The organism is Novosphingobium ginsenosidimutans (assembly GCF_007954425.1).
In the GTDB taxonomy this organism is placed as follows: Bacteria; Pseudomonadota; Alphaproteobacteria; order Sphingomonadales; family Sphingomonadaceae; genus Novosphingobium; species Novosphingobium ginsenosidimutans.
The window spans coordinates 2,242,970-2,260,151 of record NZ_CP042345.1 but is presented as its reverse complement, the minus strand read 5'-3'; the positions used below and the strand labels follow the sequence as shown (position 1 = coordinate 2,260,151).

The 17,182-nt window shown below is 65.6% G+C and carries 18 protein-coding genes; 4 read left to right on the top strand and 14 right to left on the bottom strand.

What is annotated here, in order from left to right:
- Positions 1–52 precede the first annotated feature (52 nt).
- Complete coding sequence (locus FRF71_RS11170) at positions 53–1,288, bottom strand: MFS transporter (protein WP_147090725.1); 1,236 nt, start codon at positions 1,286–1,288, stop codon at positions 53–55.
- A gap of 76 nt (positions 1,289–1,364) precedes the next feature.
- On the opposite strand from FRF71_RS11170, the gene FRF71_RS11165 reads away from it, so the two are divergent.
- Complete coding sequence (locus tag FRF71_RS11165; RefSeq protein WP_147090724.1) at positions 1,365–2,471, top strand: YeiH family protein; 1,107 nt, start codon at positions 1,365–1,367, stop codon at positions 2,469–2,471.
- Here the strand turns inward: FRF71_RS11165 and FRF71_RS11160 are convergent.
- Both FRF71_RS11160 and FRF71_RS11155 read right to left on the bottom strand, forming a co-directional pair.
- Complete coding sequence (locus FRF71_RS11160; protein ID WP_147090723.1) at positions 2,468–2,764, bottom strand: DUF1330 domain-containing protein; 297 nt, start codon at positions 2,762–2,764, stop codon at positions 2,468–2,470. The genes FRF71_RS11165 and FRF71_RS11160 overlap by 4 nt on opposite strands.
- Positions 2,761–3,516 carry a hypothetical protein gene (locus tag FRF71_RS11155; RefSeq protein WP_147090722.1) on the bottom strand — a complete coding sequence of 252 codons (756 nt, stop codon included), beginning with the start codon at positions 3,514–3,516 and terminating at the stop codon, positions 2,761–2,763. The genes FRF71_RS11160 and FRF71_RS11155 overlap by 4 nt, the downstream gene beginning before the upstream one ends.
- Positions 3,517–3,599: 83 nt before the next feature.
- Here FRF71_RS11155 and FRF71_RS11150 point away from each other — a divergent pair, with 83 nt between their 5' ends.
- Together FRF71_RS11150 and FRF71_RS11145 are read left to right on the top strand one after the other, a co-directional pair.
- Positions 3,600–4,064 carry a YybH family protein gene (locus FRF71_RS11150; RefSeq protein WP_147090721.1) on the top strand — a complete coding sequence of 155 codons (465 nt, stop codon included), beginning with the start codon at positions 3,600–3,602 and terminating at the stop codon, positions 4,062–4,064.
- A gap of 109 nt (positions 4,065–4,173) precedes the next feature.
- A complete protein-coding gene (locus FRF71_RS11145) occupies positions 4,174–6,306 on the top strand; it encodes a S46 family peptidase (protein ID WP_147090720.1) in 2,133 nt (710 codons plus the stop codon).
- 17 nt (positions 6,307–6,323) lie between these two features.
- On the opposite strand, the gene FRF71_RS11140 is transcribed toward FRF71_RS11145, so the two are convergent.
- Genes FRF71_RS11140 through FRF71_RS11095 form a run of 10 tightly spaced genes read right to left on the bottom strand, consistent with a single transcriptional unit; the run spans position 6,324 to position 15,295 of the window.
- Positions 6,324–6,632: a YciI family protein gene (locus FRF71_RS11140; protein ID WP_147090719.1), complete on the bottom strand. Its 309-nt coding sequence runs from the start codon at positions 6,630–6,632 to the stop codon at positions 6,324–6,326.
- Positions 6,632–7,528 (bottom strand): VOC family protein, encoded by an 897-nt coding sequence (locus tag FRF71_RS11135; RefSeq protein WP_238339205.1) that lies wholly within the window; start codon positions 7,526–7,528, stop codon positions 6,632–6,634. Before FRF71_RS11135 ends, FRF71_RS11140 begins: the two co-directional genes overlap by 1 nt.
- A complete protein-coding gene (locus tag FRF71_RS11130) occupies positions 7,528–8,280 on the bottom strand; it encodes an enoyl-CoA hydratase/isomerase family protein (protein WP_147090717.1) in 753 nt (250 codons plus the stop codon). The genes FRF71_RS11135 and FRF71_RS11130 overlap by 1 nt, the downstream gene beginning before the upstream one ends.
- The gene (locus FRF71_RS11125; protein ID WP_147090716.1) at positions 8,277–9,143 is read right to left on the bottom strand and encodes a polysaccharide deacetylase family protein; all 867 of its coding nucleotides are present in this window, start codon (positions 9,141–9,143) and stop codon (positions 8,277–8,279) included. The genes FRF71_RS11130 and FRF71_RS11125 overlap by 4 nt, the downstream gene beginning before the upstream one ends.
- On the bottom strand, positions 9,143–9,955 hold the full coding sequence (locus FRF71_RS11120) for an SDR family NAD(P)-dependent oxidoreductase (RefSeq protein WP_147090715.1): 813 nt from the start codon (positions 9,953–9,955) through the stop codon (positions 9,143–9,145). Before FRF71_RS11120 ends, FRF71_RS11125 begins: the two co-directional genes overlap by 1 nt.
- A gap of 2 nt (positions 9,956–9,957) precedes the next feature.
- Positions 9,958–10,263, bottom strand: coding sequence for an EthD domain-containing protein (locus FRF71_RS11115; protein ID WP_147090714.1), 306 nt, complete (start codon positions 10,261–10,263; stop codon positions 9,958–9,960).
- A gap of 13 nt (positions 10,264–10,276) precedes the next feature.
- Positions 10,277–11,434 carry an amidase gene (locus FRF71_RS11110; RefSeq protein WP_147090713.1) on the bottom strand — a complete coding sequence of 386 codons (1,158 nt, stop codon included), beginning with the start codon at positions 11,432–11,434 and terminating at the stop codon, positions 10,277–10,279.
- Positions 11,434–12,792, bottom strand: coding sequence for a phenylacetate--CoA ligase family protein (locus FRF71_RS11105; protein WP_147090712.1), 1,359 nt, complete (start codon positions 12,790–12,792; stop codon positions 11,434–11,436). The genes FRF71_RS11110 and FRF71_RS11105 overlap by 1 nt, the downstream gene beginning before the upstream one ends.
- Positions 12,789–14,066, bottom strand: a complete 1,278-nt coding sequence (locus FRF71_RS11100) for an MmgE/PrpD family protein (RefSeq protein ID WP_147090711.1) — start codon at positions 14,064–14,066, stop codon at positions 12,789–12,791. Before FRF71_RS11100 ends, FRF71_RS11105 begins: the two co-directional genes overlap by 4 nt.
- Positions 14,063–15,295: an MmgE/PrpD family protein gene (locus tag FRF71_RS11095; RefSeq protein ID WP_147090710.1), complete on the bottom strand. Its 1,233-nt coding sequence runs from the start codon at positions 15,293–15,295 to the stop codon at positions 14,063–14,065. Before FRF71_RS11095 ends, FRF71_RS11100 begins: the two co-directional genes overlap by 4 nt.
- Before the next feature lie 44 nt (positions 15,296–15,339).
- Between FRF71_RS11095 and FRF71_RS11090 the strand changes: the two genes are divergently transcribed.
- The gene (locus tag FRF71_RS11090) at positions 15,340–16,083 is read left to right on the top strand and encodes a GntR family transcriptional regulator (protein ID WP_147090709.1); all 744 of its coding nucleotides are present in this window, start codon (positions 15,340–15,342) and stop codon (positions 16,081–16,083) included.
- 6 nt (positions 16,084–16,089) lie between these two features.
- Here FRF71_RS11090 and FRF71_RS11085 read toward each other — a convergent pair whose 3' ends face one another.
- Positions 16,090–17,175 (bottom strand): CaiB/BaiF CoA transferase family protein, encoded by a 1,086-nt coding sequence (locus FRF71_RS11085; protein ID WP_147090708.1) that lies wholly within the window; start codon positions 17,173–17,175, stop codon positions 16,090–16,092.
- Between the last annotated feature and the right edge of the window lie 7 nt (positions 17,176–17,182).

Here is a 17,182-nt window from a genome sequence, read left to right as displayed (position 1 = left end):
CGGGCATGGTTAGCTCACGATCACCAAGCGATGCGGTTGGCTTATGCCGCGCTCACCCCTCATCATGTGCCACGATCCGCGGCACCAGGAAGTGGATCACGCCCAGCGCCAGCAGATAGGATACCGCCGCGCCGTAAAACAGCGGGGTGTAGCCGTGACCGTTGGTGAGCAACCAGCCAGTCGCTTCCTGGATGCCGAAGCCGGCGAGGTTCCCGGCAATCGCCCCGATCGCCATAACCGTGCCGACGCGTGAAGTGGGTACGGCATCGGCGGCAAAGCCGAAGATGTTGGTGGAGAAGCCCTGGTGCGCAAACAGCGCCATGCCGATGATCGCGGCGGCGGTCCACGGGCTGTTGGCGGTCAGCGCCAGTGGGATCGGGACGATAATCAGCGCGTACATCAGCAGCGCCGTCTTGCGCGAGCGGTTGACGCTCATCCCGCGCGCCAGCAGGCGCGGGAAGACCACCCCGGCCGAAAGCGCGCCAACAGCCGCCAGGGTAAAGGCCAGCGCGGTCGGTCCGATCAGTTCCTGCTGGCTGAGACCGAAGACCTTCACGAACAGGTCGGGCAGCCAGAAGGTAAAGAACCACCAGAACATGTCGGTCAGCGCCTTAGCGCCGGCGATCGCCCAGGTCACCTTGTCCTTCAGCGCCTCACCGAATGAAGGCTTGGCCGCTTCGACCAGCGTATCGGCGACCGGCTGCAACCGGCGCGTGCCGCCGATCCAGAAGGCCAACCAGACGAAGCCGATCAAGCCGGTAACGATAAACGCCGCATGCCAGCCAAACATCGCAGCAAAGGGAATGACGGTCAGCGGCGCAATGATGTTACCCAGGTTGGGGGCCGAATTGACGATCCCCATTGCCATCGAGCGTTGCTTTAGCGGCAGGAACACGGCCGCTGCCTTGACCGCCGCCGGGGTATTGATCGCTTCGGCCGCGACCAGCGCGACGCGGGCGGAAACGAACTGGGTGACCGTCGCAGCAAAGGCATGGGCTATGCCCGCCAGGCTCCACAGGCCCACCGCCGTCCCATAGGCCCGCCGCACGCCAAACCGGTCGAGCAGGTAGCCGACAAAGATCAGCGCCGAGGCGGCCGCCAGCTGCGACATCGAGGCGAAGTGCGCAAACTCGGCATCGCCCCAGCCATATTCCGCCTCGATGCTGGGCTTGAGCAGCGAGAGCACCTGGCGATCGACGTAATTGATGATCGTGCCAAAAAACAGCAGCCCGATCAGCAGGTTGCGTGAACGGATCAGACTTGCTTCGGTGTGGTTTGCGCCGCCCATGGCCATGGCTCTTCCCCAGATTTTGTTTTTTCGTTGCTTGCAGACTAACGTTTCGCGGGGATAAGGGAAGGGCAATATGACACCGCAGGACAGAAACGTGGTCACCCGACCCGCGATCGATTGGGACGCCCTGCCCCACGGCGGCGATCTTTATGGTGAGCTGCACCTGGCCGAGCTGACCGCCCAGGCTGAGAGCAAGAAGGCCGGCCTGTTTCCTGGCCTCGCCATTTGCGGCGTAGCAGCGGCGGCAGCAGCCTGGCTGTCAGAGCATTACGGTTTTCCGATCATCCTGCTGGGCCTGCTGATCGGCCTCTCGCTGAACTTCATCGCCCGCGAGCCGCGCTCGCATCCGGGGCTCGACTTCGCCTCGCGCACCTGCCTGCGGGTCGGGATTGTCGTGCTGGGCCTGCAGGTGACGATCGAACAGATCACAGCGCTGGGTGCCGCACCGTTCCTGGCGCTGCTGGTGGTGATGGCAACCACCTTCTTCGCCGGGATTGCCGGCGCGCGCTTTGCTACACAGTCCAAGTATGCCGGGATGCTCGCCGGCGGCTCGACCGCGATCTGCGGGGCCAGCGCGGCGCTGGCGCTCTACGGCGTGATCGGCAAGGAGCGATTGAGCCAGGCCCAGTTCGCGCTGACCCTGGTCGGCGTCAGCCTCGCCAGCGCCTTTGCCATGTCAGTCTACCCCGCGCTTGCCGCCGAACTGCACCTGACCGATCAGCAGGCCGGCTTCCTGATCGGCGCGTCAATCCACGATGTCGCCCAGGCGATCGGCGGCGGCTATGCTTTCTCGGACGCGGCGGGATCCTATGCCACGATCGTCAAGCTGGCGCGCGTCGCCCTGCTTGCCCCGGTGGTCGTGCTGGTCAGCCTGATGCTGGGTGGTGGCTCGGCGGGCGGCGCGGCCCAGCCGGTGTGGAAGCGCCTGGCGCTGCCCTGGTTCATCACTGCTTTCCTGGCGACGGTCGTGCTCAACAGCGTGGTGACCGTGCCGCAGGTGATCAGCCATTATGCGCTGATCGCCTCCAAGGGGCTGCTGCTGCTGGCGGTCACTGCCACTGCGATGCGCAGCCGGATGGACCTGCTGCTCGACATGGGCTGGCGCGCGACGATCCCGGTGGTGACAGCCACCCTGGCCAGCTTCCTGACCGCGCTGGGCTTTGCGGTGCTGCTGCTCTAGCCCGGTTGCTCGATCACCTGGATCGACACGTCGGCCAGCCCCTCGCGCAGCTTCTTCACCTCGGCATATTCGGGCGAGTTCCAGAAGGCCAAGATCGCGGCCTTGTCGGGCCATTCGGAAATCACCACCGAGGCGCCGGGCCAGCCCTCCCCCTCCAGCACTTGGGCGCCAGGGGCGCGGACGATGTACTTGCCGCCGAACTGCCCGATCAGCTTGGCCGCTGCCGGGCCATAGCCGGTGATGAACTTTTCGCGGTCGTGAATCCGGGCAGTTACGATCATCCAGGCGGTCATGGTTTGGCTCCATAGCTGGCAGGCATGGCCAAGGTGGCGGGATCGATCGGCTGGCCGACCACGGCCTTGTCCCAATAGACCGTGTTCTGCCGCACGCCGTTGTAGAACAGCGTGACGCTGCGCGCCTGCAGCCAGCGCGGGCTGCGGAAGAACACGAAATCGTCATAGACCCGCTCGTGCCAGCCGCGCGGGGTGGCAAAGCCCATGTAGCGGATGTAGCGGCTCTTGGCGTCGATCCCGAACAGTGTGGCCTGGCCGGACGGATCGACGATCCGCACCATGTCGAGCGCATGGCCATCCACAGTCCGGTCCGGCGCACGCTCCAGCTTGAAGCCCTGCTTCAGCGCCATACGGATTATGCCGAAGCCGAAGTTGGCGGCCCAATAGGCATCGGCCTCTGCCTTGGGCACTACGCCCTTTTCGTTCCACGTCGTCTCGCCATCATAGCCGACATCGAACAGCAGCTTGCCGCCCGAACGCGCGGTGATCCGCACCTTGCCTTCTGGCCCGTGGGCCACGGTGCGGTTCGGATCGAGCACCCGCCACATCACATAGCTTTCAGCGCGGCGAACCACGCCGGGCTGATTGGGCGCATAGAACTCCGCCCGCCCTTCCAGCCGCAAAGTCGCCGGGCTGAGCCAGGTCTCACCCCCGGCCACCTCAGCGGCCTTGCTGATGATTGTGCGCGCGTCTTCCGCCGCAGCAGGCTGACTTAGCGCCAGGGTGGCAGCAGCAATCAGGATCAAGCGCATCGCAGTCCCTCCGATGCCAAGGACTATGGATTTGTCCGGACATCTTTGCAATGCTGGCCATCCGGTCCTGAAGGAGCCTTGCGATGATCCGAACCCTACTGCTTGCCCTCGTGCTGGCGCTGCTGCCATCCGCCGCCCTCGCGCGCGACCAGAAGGCCGAGATTGCCGCGCAGGGTGACCTGTGGAACGCGGCCTATTCGGCCGGGAACTGGGCGGCCCTGCGCAAGCTCTACACCGATGACGCCTGGCTGATGACCGACAAGGCCCCGGTCGCCAAGGGCGCCGACGCGATCATCGCTTACCTGCGCCGGTTCAAGGACCAGGGCGCCACGGTCGCTTTCCGCTTCGAGCCTGAGCATATCGCGATCGAGGGCAAACTGGGCGTGCTGGTCGCCAAGTACTGGATGACCGCGCAGCTTCCCGGCAAACCTGCGATCCGCACCGCCGGCCGCTCAATGCTGATCTACAAGCGCGCGGGCAAGGGCTGGCTGCTTTGGCGCGACATGGACAACACCACGCCGGATGTGAAGCCCGACCCGGCCCCCTGACCACCCTGCCCCACGATCCAGCTTGCGGCGCGCGCGAAGTTGCGCTTTGGCGCGCTCCATTCGCGGCCGGGTGATTCCGGTGCGCGCAAGAACTGACGTGGAGAGCTGAATGACGTTTCGCATGATTGCTGCCGGCGTATCGGTACTGGCCCTGGCCGCTCCGGCCGCCGCCGATGAAGGCATGTGGTTGCCCAGCCAGATGGCCGAAGTGGCCGCCCAGATGAAGGAAGCCGGCGCGCAGGTGCCGCCCGAACAGCTGGCTGACCTGACCAAGGCTCCGATGAACGCGATCGTCTCGCTGGGCGGCTGCTCGGCCTCGTTCGTTTCGCCGCAGGGGCTGGTCGTTTCGAACCACCACTGCGTCTACGGCTCGATCCAGTACAATTCGAAGCCTGGGCAGGACTACCTGACCGACGGCTTCCTGGCCAAGGACAAGAGCGCCGAACTGCCTGCCGCGCCCGGCACCCGGATCTACGTGATCGAGGACCTGCGCAACGTCACCACCGACATGCTTAAGGGCGTCACCCCCAAGCTGACCAGCCGCCAGCGCTATGACCGGATGGATGCCAACCGCAAGGTGCTGATCGCCGCGTGTGAGAAGCAGCCAAACCGCCGCTGTGATGTGCGCAGCTATTTTGGCGGGGAGCGCTACTTCCTGCAGCAGCAGCTGGAGATCAAGGACGTCCGCCTGGTCTATGCCCCCGCTGGCGGGATCGGCAATTTCGGCGGTGAGACCGACAACTGGCAGTGGCCGCGCCACACCGGCGACTTCGGCTTTTACCGCGCCTATGTCGGCCCGGATGGCAGCTCGGCCAGCTATTCGAAGGACAATGTCCCCTACCAGCCCAAGTCCTGGCTGACGCTGGCCAAGGACGGGCTGAAGGACGGTGATTTCGTGATGCTGGCGGGCTTCCCCGGCAACACCAACCGCTGGCGCATGGCGAGCGAGACCAAGTCAGTCTTCGCCGATCGCTATCCGCTCAACCAGAAGCTGCTGTCCGACTATTCGGACCTGGTGAACAAGCTGACCGCAGGCAACCAGGCTGCGCAGATCAAGTATGCCAGCAGCGTCAAGGGTGCCGACAACACCAAAAAGAACCTGCTGGGCCAGATGGCCGGGGCCGATGCAATCCGGCTGATCGAGGCGAAGGACGAAGAAGACAAGGCCTTCCGCGCCTGGGTTGCCGCCGATCTCAAGCGCCAGGCGGCCTACGGCCCAGCGCTCGCCAAGCTCGACGCCCTGCTCGCCGCGCAGGACAAGCGTGCGGTGAACGACATTCGCATGGGCCAGCTTGGCCGCGCGCAGCTGCTGTCAGCCGCGACCACGCTGTACCGCTGGGCCAAAGAGCGCGAAAAGCCCGACGCCCTTCGCGAAACTGGTTTCCAGGACCGTGACCGCACCCCGCGAAGCGAAGGGCTGAAGCAGATCGAGCGCCGGTTTGACGCCGGCGTCGATCGCCAGATCATGGAATGGGCGCTGACCCATTACCGTGCGGTCCCGGCAGGCGAGCGCAACGATGCCCTGCTGACCAAGCTCGACACTATCGGTCTGGACAAGCTCTATGGCGAGACCAAGCTGGCCGACACGGCCACGCGCCTCGCCTGGCTCGACAAGCCGGCGGCCGAGTTCGAGGCCTCGACCGATCCGTTCATCCAGCTGGCGGTAGCGGCCTATCCCTGGAGCCAGAAGCGGCTGGACGAAGAAAAGGACGAAAGCGGCAAGCTGAACGAAGCGCAGCGCACGGTCATGGCCGGGCGGATGGCCTTCACCCGCGAACAGGGCAAGCCGGTCTATCCCGATGCCAACTCTTCGCTGCGGATCACCTGGGGCAAGGTCACCGGCCGCAAGCAGGACGGCGTAGCCTGGAGCGCCTTCACCACCGCCGAAGGCATGGCCGCCAAGCACACCGGCAAGGGCGAATTCGACGCACCGGAAAAGGCGATCGCGCTGATCAAGGCCAAGGACTATGGCAGCTATACCGCACCCGAACTCGGCACGCTGCCGGTCAATTACCTGACCACGGTCGACATCACCGGCGGCAATTCCGGCTCAGCCACGCTCAACGCCAAGGGCGAGCTGGTTGGCCTGGCCTTTGACGGCACGCTTGACGGGGTCATCTCCGACTGGCGCTTCAACCCGGAGATCAACCGCACCATCCATGTCGACCACCGCTATATGCTGTGGGTCATGGACAAGGTCGACGGCGCCGATAACCTGCTCAAGGAAATGGGCGTAAAGTAAGGGCTAAAACGGGGCGGTCAGTTCTTCCAGGCCGCTCCGCCCACACTGGTGCCCGCCACGGCGGCAAAGGCCGCGATGTGGATCTGGCTCCACAGACCGGCCCCGGCATAGGGATCCCGATTTAGGAAAGCGCGGGCATCGGCCTCATCCGCCGCCTCGACCACCAGCATCGAGCCGATGGTCTGCCCTTCCGCATTCTTGAGCGGACCGGCGACGAAATAGCGATCGATATTGGCCTCGACATGGGCCAGGTGCGCCCCGATCAGCCGCGGGCGGATTTGTGCACCCTCGGGTCCATCAATCGCGTGAATGCAATAGAGCGCCATTATCCCACCTCCACCAGTTCGATCAATTCGCCGGCATAGCCCAGGCAGGTGCCCGCGCGGCGGCCTTCGTAAAGCGCGCCATCGCGAGGCACTGGCGGTGCAATCCAGTCCACCTTGCAGGCATCCAGATCGCGCATCGCCAGGCTTACCAGCGCATTGCCCGGCGGGAGCATCCCGGCGTGACGGGCGCGCGGCCGGGCCTGCGCGGGGTAATCGTCGACTTCGACAATCGGCATCCGTCCGGCCTGGACCATGGTCAGCGCGGTGATGGTGTCAGCCGGCAGACCGAAGGCGTCGTTGATCATGGCATAGGGCAGTTCGAAGGTGTCGACCGGCTCCAGCCCCAGCCGCTCCTGGTACCAGCGGCAAGACTCCGCCCGGCTCGGCGTGCCCAGGATGACGATAAAGATCCGGTCGGTGATCGACTGGGCGCGCGGCAGATCGACGTTCGCCATGTCGCCAAAGACCTGGTTCAGGTAAACCATCTCGCGCCCGGTACCGAGCACCTGCATCGGGATAAAGGCGTCCATCCCCGGCAGTTCGCGCGGTTCGCCAACGATGGTGAAGCCGCTGCCCTTGAGCCGGTCGGGCCAGCCGAACACGTCTTCGACCGTGCACTCGAACGCGCCCCAGCCGAAGGTGGTCGTGGGCTTGAATTCGGGATGGTCGGGCTGCTCGACCAGCCGGAACCAGCACGGGTTGCCGCTTTTGGGCCGCAGCACGGCATGGCGCGCGCCGGCGCTGGCCGGACAGCCCCAGCTGGCCGCGAGGTCCTCCGGCAGCGGGCCTTCGTGAATCAGGTCAAGCTTCAGCACACCCTGGTAATCGGCCAGCGCAGCGGCCAGGTCCGGCACCACCGAGAGCCCGCCCATGATCGTTCCGTGGGGAATGGCCATCATTTGAACTCCGGCTTGCGCTTGGCGACGAAGGCGCTGGTCCCTTCGAGGAAATCGGGCCCGGTGAAGGCCTGTGCGAACACTTCCAAGGTCTCCGCATCGTCATCGGCCTGCCCATCGAGCACGCGGCGGACAAAGCGCTTCATGCCGCTGGTCGAATGAAGCGAATTGGCCGCGATAACGTCTTCGAGATGGCCAGGGCTAGCGGCGATTTCATCCACCAGCCCAATCCGCAACGCTTCATGCGCATCGAGAAGCATGCCGGTATAGAGCATCCGCTTGGCCTGCCCCGGCCCGACCAGATCGACCAGCAGCTTGGTGTCATGCAGCGGATAGACCAGCCCCAGCTTGGCCGGGGTGATCCCCAGCCGTGCGCGCGGGGTGGCGACGCGGATGTCGGCCGCCAGGGCAATTCCGCAGCCGCCGCCGACACAATCGCCATCGATATAGGCGATCACCGGCTTTTCGGCCCGCGCGAGCACGTGCTGGGCGCGGTTGATCGCGGCCTGGTTGGCCGCGCGCCACTGGGCTTCGTCCTTGTTGGCGAGGAGTTCGGCAATGTCCGCCCCGGCGCAGAACACGCCGGGATGGGCGGATTCGATCGTCAGCAACCGCACCGCCGGATCGGCCATCGCCTGCAGCACGAGTTCGGGAAGCTGCTCCCACATCGCCTGGTTGAAGGCATTGCGCTTGTCCGCCCGGTCGATGAACAGCCGGGCGACATGTTCGCCAGTGGTGAGCCGCAGCGTCATGCCGGCACCGTCTGGGCAAAGTTATCGGCAATCGCCTTGCGCGTCGTCACCCAGACCCCGTCGTGCTGGCGGACGTGGCGGAAGAACTCCTCCAACGCCCAGATTCGCCCCGGCCGGCCGATGATCCGCAGATGGAGCCCCAGGCTCATCATCTTGGGATTGCCTTCCAGCCCTTCGCGGTAAACCTGATCGAAGTTGCGGATCGCATAGGCCAACCACTGCTCCGGAGTCATGGCCGGATCGGTCCACATCTTCATGTCGTTGTTGTCGAGCTGATAGGGCACGATCACCATCGGCCGCTCCGGAACCGTCTCGCGATCCCAGAACGGCACGTCACCGCTGTAATCGTCCATGTGGTACGAGAAGCCCTCCTCGATCAGCAGGCGGCGGGTGTTGTCGGTCAGCATATAGCGCGACAGCCAGCCATAGGGGCGCACGCCGCAGGTCTGCTCGATGCTCGCCACCGCCTTACGGATGAACTCGCGCTCCTGGTCCTCGTTCAAGCGGAACTGGTGGACCCAGCGCCAGCCGTGGCTGACCGGCTCGTGGCCCAGTTCGACGATGGCCTCGGCAATCTCGGGATGGTTCTCAAGCGACAGGGCGGCAACCGTCCAGCTTGCCATGATATCGAAAGCTTTCAGTAGCTTGACCACGCGCGGCGCACCGGCCTTGATCCCGTAAAGGTAGTTGCTCTCGTTCGCATAGTTGCGGATCGGGGCCTTGATGAAGATGCCCAGCTCGTCGACCGGCTCCATCCCCTTGTCTCCGCGGGCAATGGTCTGCTCGCTGCCTTCCTCGACATTGACCACGACCGACAGCGCCATCTTCGCGTCGCCGGGCAGGTCCATCCGTTCCTCACGCATCAATGCATCTCCTCGCCGCCCGAGACGTTGAGCGCCTCGCCGGTGACGTAAAAGGCGTCGTCGCTGGCGAGCCAGGCGCAGGCAGCAGCCGTATCGCTGGGCAGGCCCGGGCGGCCCATCGGGTTCTTGGCGGCCATGTTCTTGAGGTAGGCCTCGACCGTGTCGAACCCGAGCAGCTTGGAGAAATACTCGTTCTGCTGCGCGCCCAGGCCGGTGGTGACATGGTTCGGGCAGACCGCGTTGACGGTGATCCCGTGCGCGCCCAGCTCGACCGCCGTTGCGCGGGTCAGGCCGACCATGCCGTGCTTGGAGCTGACATAGGCCGGCAGGTGCGGGAAGCCGGTCTTGGCCGCCTGGCTGGCGATGTTGATGATCCGTCCGCACCCCCAATGTCCCTTTGGCCCGGCAGCGATCATCGCCTTGGCTGCCGCCTGGGTGCAATAGAACGCGCCCGACAGATTGACCGCGATGACCGTCGCCCAGTCCTTCGGATCAACCTCCAGCATCGGCTTCATCATGAACCCGATCCCGGCGTTGTTGACGAAGACATCGACCGAACCCAGCGCCGCGACCGCCTGATCGACCAGCGCCTGGCACTGGGCCGGATCGGACACGTCGCAGGCAATCGTCGCAACCTTTACACCGCGCCCGCGCAGGTCTTCGGCCACGCCCTCGGCCTCGGCATCGATCGCCAAGTCCGAGACGACGCAGTTCGCGCCCTCATCGGCAAAACGGCGCAGGATGCCCTGGCCCAGGCCCTTTTCCTTACCCGAGCCGGTGACGACTATCGTCTTGCCCGCGAACCGGCCCATTTTCAGAGGTCCTCGGTCAGGATGAAGCAGGGGTTGTCGGTGAATTCACCAAACCCTGCGGCGACCTTCTGGAATTCGGGATCGGAGACATCGGCCACGAAAGCATCCATCCCGTGAATGTCGATCACCTCGATATAATCATAGGGCGGCTTGGCATCCGAACCGAACAGGCCGGTGGCGCGGTGGACGGTGAAGCCGCGCACCGAGCCGAGCGCATTGACGCCAGGAATGTCGGTGCCGCGGGCCCAGGCCTCATAGGCTTCGCGGCTGGCGCCTTCCTTCAGGTTGAACAGGCAGACGATGCGCATGGTTTCTCTCCCTTCAGATGTCGATGTTTGGCGGACGGCGGTAAGCTTGCAACTGGTTATCGAGCTGGCGGGCTAGCGCGATCAGGCCCGGCTCACTGCCCGGCGGGCCGACCAGTTGGACGCTGACTGGCAGGCCATCCTTGCTCCATCCTGACGGTAGCGCCAGCGCGGGCAGCCCGGCGACATTGGCGAGGCAGGTGAAGTCGGCCTGGTTTGACGGGGCGCGGGTGCCGTGGGGAAAGGCCACTTGCGGCGCAGTCGGCATGATCAGCACGCCGTCGCTGCCCAGCGCCTCACGCAAGGCAGTGCGGGTACGGGCCAGCACTTCGGGGCGCTGCTCCATCCCGGCGGTGATCTTCAGGATGAACTTGAGCTCATCCGACAGGCCCGGGTTATCCTCGCGGTACTCGGGGCCAAGATCGGCAATCAGCCACTGTCCGGCACTGACCAGCCCGGCCATGCGGATGTCGGTCAGGCTGTCGGGCAGGTCGAGCATTGTGGGCGTCAACGGCAGAGCGCGCAGCGCGGCTTCGAAACCGGCCGTGACGGCAGGCTGAACCGCAACTTCACCTTGGCGACCAAGCACGAAAGCGCGGTTGAACGTGACCGCATGGCCCGGATCGCTTGCCAGGATTGGCCAGGCCTGCTCCAGCATGTCGAGGCTGGCGGCGAGCGGCCCGATGCAGTCAAGCGAGGGCTCCAGAAAGGCCAGTCCATCGCTGCTCACCGCGCCCTCGGTCGGCTTCAGGCCATAGACCCCGCAATAGGCCGCCGGAATACGGACCGATCCCATCGTATCGGTGCCTAGCGCCAGATCGCACAGCCCCGCCGCCACCGCCGCACCGCTGCCACCAGACGAGCCGCCGGGGGTGTAGTCATGGCGGTGCGGGTTATGGGTGCGGCCATAGAAGGCATTGTCGGTAAGGGCCCCCAATGCTGCTTCGTGCATGTTGACTGTGCCCAGGATCACCGCCCCAGCCGCGCGCAGGCGGGTGACCACTTCGGCATCGCGGCCCGCGATCCGATCGCGATAGAGGCCCATTCCGCCGGTCCAGGGCAGGCCCTTGACCATGATGTTGGACTTTACGCCGACGGTCAGCCCTGCGAGCGGCCCCTCGCCGCCCTGGGCGTCGGGATCAAGATCGACGAAGGCGCCCCAGCGGTCCTCCATCACACACCGCGCTCGTCGATCAGCCGGATCGGCTTCTGGCGGGTATCGATCTGGGTTGCTGCCGCTGTTTCGCCGGGTGCGCAGAGCTGCACCGCCACTTCGACGCCAAGGCCCCGGCGCAGGACTTCGGCCAGTTCGCTGGCATCGCTGCCGCCGCGGCTTTCGATCGTCACCACCATGTCATCGCGCTTGGTCGCGGCATCGCGGCGCAGGTGGCAGACATATTCGCCGGTCAGGTCGGGCCGGTTCTCGATCAGCGCGGCAATGGCGTGGGGGAACAGGTTGATGCCGCGTAGCTTGACCATGTTGTCGCTGCGGCCCTTGAACCCGGCAATCCGCTTGAAGCCCAGCTCGCCCCGTCCATCCAGCTCATGCGTGATATCGTGGGTGTTGAAGCGAATGCAGGGGGCGATGTCGTCCTTGAACAGGCAGGTGACGACCATATCGCCAGTCTCACCCTTGGCCACCGGCGTGCCGCTCTCGATATCGAGCAGTTCCAGGTACTGGGCATCCTCCCACACATAGAGCCCATCCCGGTCCGGCCCTTCGCCGGCGATCGAGCCGGTATCGCCCACCCCGTACCAGTCATAAGCCTTGGCGCCGTGCCAGGCGGCTTCGGTCGCGGCGCGATCTTCCGTGCCCAAATGACCGATGATCATGCGCAGCTTGATCCGATCAAAAAGTTTTTCATTTTCAGCTACTTCGGCCAGCTTCCTGATGTAATCTACGAATCCCACCATTACCGTAACGCCGAAGTCCGCCAGCAGGTTGACCTGGTTGACCGAGCGGGTTTCGATCCCCGTCCCGGCCGAAAGGAAGAGCGAATTGGTGAAGTGGGTCACCGCCTCGCGGATATAGTGGCCGCCGTTGATCATGCCGTGGCCATAGACCGAATGGACCACATCTTCCGGCTTCAGCCCCATCCAGCGGTACATCCGCCCGACCAGCAGGTTGGTGACCTCGCGCCCCTTGGGCCCGAACATCAGCGGCTGCGGGCGACCGGTGGTGCCGCTGGTGGTGTGGAACACGACCGGCGTATTGCCACGCCCGTCGAAATCGCCGTAAGGCGGGTGCGCGTTGACCGAGGCCATCAGGTCGGTCTTGTCATAGACCGGCAGCTTGGTGATGTCGGCCAGCCCGGTGATGTCGCCGGGCTCGATCCCCTGCGCGCCCCATAGCCGCTGGTAGAATGGGATCTGCCAGCCGCGCTGCATCAGCCGCCGGAACTGGGCATCCTGGATCGCGAAGATCTCGTCGCGGCTGATATTGCGATAGCGCGCGGTAAAGGCATCCCCGACCGGGTAATCGGCCAGCATCTGCTTGATGTCGAAGGCTTCAAAGTAAGTCGGGAAGCTCATGTCGGGTCCGTGAAATAGGTCAAGGGATCGGTGAACAGACGTGGGTCATGCCCAGCCGGAGCGAGTTCGCGGGCGAAGTCCAGCTTGGCCTGCGTTTGGACGGGCGAGAGCGGCGCATCGGGGCTGCCCAGCGTGTGCGGCACGGCGATGGTCTGCGTCACCCCGCCGGCCGTGACGCGCAGTTCCTGCGGGAACAGGGCGTTGGGATCGGCATTGCCATCTGCCACCAGCCCGACCTTGCCGGCCAGCGCTGCGAGCGACGGATCGGCGAAGTTTGCCGGCGTGAAGCGGCGCGGGTCGATCCGCCCGTCAGTCAGCATCAGCGCGGCCAGGAACGGCAGGCACAGGCGCGCATAGGCCGGGGTCATGTCCGGCTTGTAGGGCCGCCCGACCAGCCGGTGGATCAACGGCGGACAGGCGAGCTCAATCCGCTCCACGTCCTGCCCGGCAAGGCCCTGCAAGGCACCCAGCGCGGCATGGCTGGCGCGGCCGGAGGGAAACGGTTTGGTGCTGATCTCGGCAATCCGCCAAACCTGACCCAGATCGCGCGTGTAGCGTGACAGGTCGCCCTGATCGATCAGCTTGAAGTACCCGAACGGCCCTTCCAGCGGATCGAGCGGCGCGGTAAATCCTGCCTTTGCCAGATCGCTGGCTGTCACCGCCGCGCGGGCGGCATTGGCGACCTGGAACGGCAGGGTGATTGAGCCTTCGACGTGCGCCTGCATCGTCCCCGCCGCGCTCGAATAGGCTAGCCCCAGCGCGTGCTCCAGCGGAGCGCCATCAATCCGCGCCACCGCCAGCGCCGCGCCGATCACACCAGCCGTGGCGGGACGGAAGAAGCTGAGCGCCGAGTCCGCGGCAATGCCAAGGCCCGAAGCAACATCGACACCGATAGCGAGCGCCACCAGCGCCGCTTCAGGATCGCAGCCACCCTTGCGGTCAATCGCGGCTCCCAGCGCCGCAGTCACCACGCTCATGGCGTGAACCACGGCCGGTTCGTGGACCGCATCCCATTCCAGACAGTGAATGCGATAGCCATTGACGAAGGCCGCCCCGGGTGCGGGTAAGCGTTCTGCTGTCCCGATCAGGCGGGCCTCGGCACCATTGCCCATGGCCCGCGCCGCAGTGAGGATCGCCTCCGCGCCCGGCGCGCTCACGCCGGCCGCGCCGACCGCCAGCGTATCGCCGAGTAGCCGCACGGCGTCGGCGCGCGCAGCCGCGGGCAGACGGTGCGCTGCCCCGGCAAAGGCGAGGAGATCGCCGGTCGCGCTCATCCCAGCCAGTCCTCAAGCAGATCGGCAATCGCCGCGGCATCATCGCCTTCCAGCGCCAGCGCGCAGGCGCGCTCCGCCTCTTCCGGTGGCAGCCCGCCCCAGGCAGCGAGCGTGTGCATCTTTTGCTTGATCACCGCCTCGTCGACCGGCCGCTCAGGATCACCGCGCGTGTCGATCAGCTCCAACCCATTGAGGCGGGCACCGAAGTGTTCCGGGTATCGCATTGTAATTGCTTTATCTTCCGAAACCGAAACCTCTGCCCGCAGTGCCGCCAGTTCGGCAATCGCCTCAGGCGTGAAGTCCTCGGGCCGCGCCTCGCGTCCGCTCGCGATCACTGCCACGGCGTGCTGCAGGCTGAACTTGGCGTTGACCTCGGTCACCGGGTTGGGCCGGTCGCAGAAGGCGATGGCATCGGCATAGGTCTCAACCCGGAACGGCGCGGTCAGCTTGCCTTGCGCCCGCAGTTCCAGCGCACAGTCGATCACCGGATGGGCATGGCGGCAGGCCGCCCAGGGCTTGAAGCTGACTTCGTGGATCCGCCACCCTGCATCCAGCTCAAGCGGCTTTGGCGCAGCGCAGGTTGCGGCATAAAGCCCCTGCGGCCCCTCCAGCACGGATGCCGTGCCGGTCAGCCCGCGTGAGGCCATATAGGCGGCGAAGTAGCCATTGTTGCCGGCCATGGCGACGTGCCACTGCTTGGTCATCCCGGCTTCGTGCCGCATCTGCCACAGCCCGCCAGTGGTCGATCCGGCATTGCTCAGCGCGGCGACCAGCTGCGCTTCGTCCAGCCCCAGCACCGATCCGGCGGCGGCAGCGGCCCCAAACGGACCGGCGGTCGCCGTGTTATGATAGTGCGCATAGTGCTTTGCGTCGAAGCTCGCGCCGATCGCGATCATCGCCTGATAGCCGCGCACCGCCCCATCAAGCACGGCATCCAGATCGGCATCGACATCGCCGGCAGCTTCCAGCGCCGCCGCCCAGATCACTGGCCCGGGATGGAGCAGTGCGCTGCGGTGGACGTCATCCATCTCCAGCACCCCGCCCAGCCAACCGGCCCGGCGCGCACCGCCCAGGTCAGCCTGATACAGCACCTTGGCCACTTGCGTCTGGCGCGCCCCCGCGACACAGGCGAGCCAGTCCAGCAGGTGCAGCCGCGCACGCGCCCTATCGCTTTCCGTGATCGGGCGCGCTAGTGTCCGGACAAGTTGGACCAGCAAGGGCTCGCTCATAGCCGCCCTCCGGGACCAGACGGGAGCAAGGATTGACTGCCAGCATGACCGTTACGCGTGATCGCGAAGCCCCCCGCTACCTGCAGGTGGCCGGGGAACTGCGCGCCGAAATCCTTTCCGGCAAGTTTGCCGCGCGTGACCAGTTTCCCACCGAAAGCGAGCTTTGCCAGCGCTATGGCGTTTCGCGCTTCACGATCCGCGAAGCGCTGCGCCGGTTGCAGAACGAAGGACTGATCGCCCGCAAACGCGGCTCTGGCACGGTGGTGCAACCCGCGGCCGCGCGCGGCGGCACGCTGCACCAGCCGCTCTCCAACGTGGGCGAAATCCTGCAATATGCCCGCGATACTCACGTGACCTACGAGCCACGCGGCCGCGGTGACCTGCCGCGCGAAATCTCCGAGCAGATTGGCGAGGATACCAGCGGGGCCTGGACCTGCTTTCGCGGCGTCCGCAGCCCGCAACTCGACGGTCAGCCGATCGCCGCGACCGATGCCTATTTCCACGAAAGCGTCGATGCGGCGGTGGAGCGGCTCGATCTTGGTGCCGGCACGTTGTTCAGCCAGATCGAGCAACTCGCCGGAGTTAGCATCGGCAAGGTTACGCAGGATATCCAGGCCGTTGCCGCCAGCGCCGACATTGCCCAAGCGCTCGATCTCAAGCGCGGTAGCCCGGTCTTGCGGATCCTGCGCTGCTACCTTGATGCCAAGGGCCGCGTCTTTGAAATCTCGGTCAGCCACCACCCGGGCGATCGCTTCGCCTATTCGATGCATATCGACGTCGACGGCTGACATCGCCTAGCCCTCGCCCAGTTCGGGCACAGTACCGGGTACCCACGGCGCTTCACCTGCAAAGCGGATCGGCGGAGCGATGTGGTGGCGGCCATCAGCCTCGACCAGCAAGCCGCGCTGGGCAACGTGCGGCTCATCCAGTGCCTCGCGGAAATCGAGCACGGGGGCGAAAGCCACGTCCTTGTCGTGGAACCACGCCACCCATTCGTCGCGGCTCTTGGTCAGGAACGTCTCGCGCAGGTATGCGATCAGCGGCGCCTGGACTGGCCCGGCTTCCTGTTCGGCTAGGGCAATCAGGTCTGGCCGGCCGAGCGCGGTAAGCAGGTTAGTGGCGAACTTGATCTCGCGCCCGCCGAGCACGACGTGGCGGCCATCGCTGGTCTGGTAGACCTGGTAAAAACCCGCTCCGCCGAGCGAGCGCTGCTCGCTCGACTTGGGCGACGGCCCGCCGGCAATCGCGCTGCCGGCCGTATGCGCGCACCACGGCAGAAGGCTGTCGAACATGGCGACATCGATATAGTCACCCTCGCCCGTCTTCTCGCGCCCGATCAGCGCCATCAGCACGGCCGAAAGCGCGGTCAGGCCAGCGGCAAGATCGGCGCTGGGCGCGCCCGGCACCGCCGGCGTCCCGTCGGGTCCGTCATTTACACTCATGAACCCGGCGAGCGCCTGGACCGCCATGTCATGCGCCGGATGGTGGGCCAGCTCACCCTCCTGCCCGAAAGCGGAGATCGAGCAGTAAACGATGCGCGGATTGAGTGCGCGGACGGCCGGGTAATCGAACCCCAGCCGCTTCATCACACCGGGCCGGAAGCCTTCGACAAAGACGTCAGCCTCGGCGATCAGCGCCCGCAGGGCGGCCTTGCCATCGTCGCTCTTGAGGTCGAGCACCCGGCTTTCCTTGCCGCGGTTGAGGTTGGAAAACCAGATCGACTGGCCATTCTCGAACGGTGCCTGGCTGCGCACCGGCTCACCGCCGCGCGGCTCGATCTTGATCACCCGCGCGCCTTGGTCGGCCATCATCACGGTCATGGCCGGACCCGGCAGGAACTGCGTCAGGTCGACAACGGTGATGCCGCTCAGCTTGCCCATCGCCCCC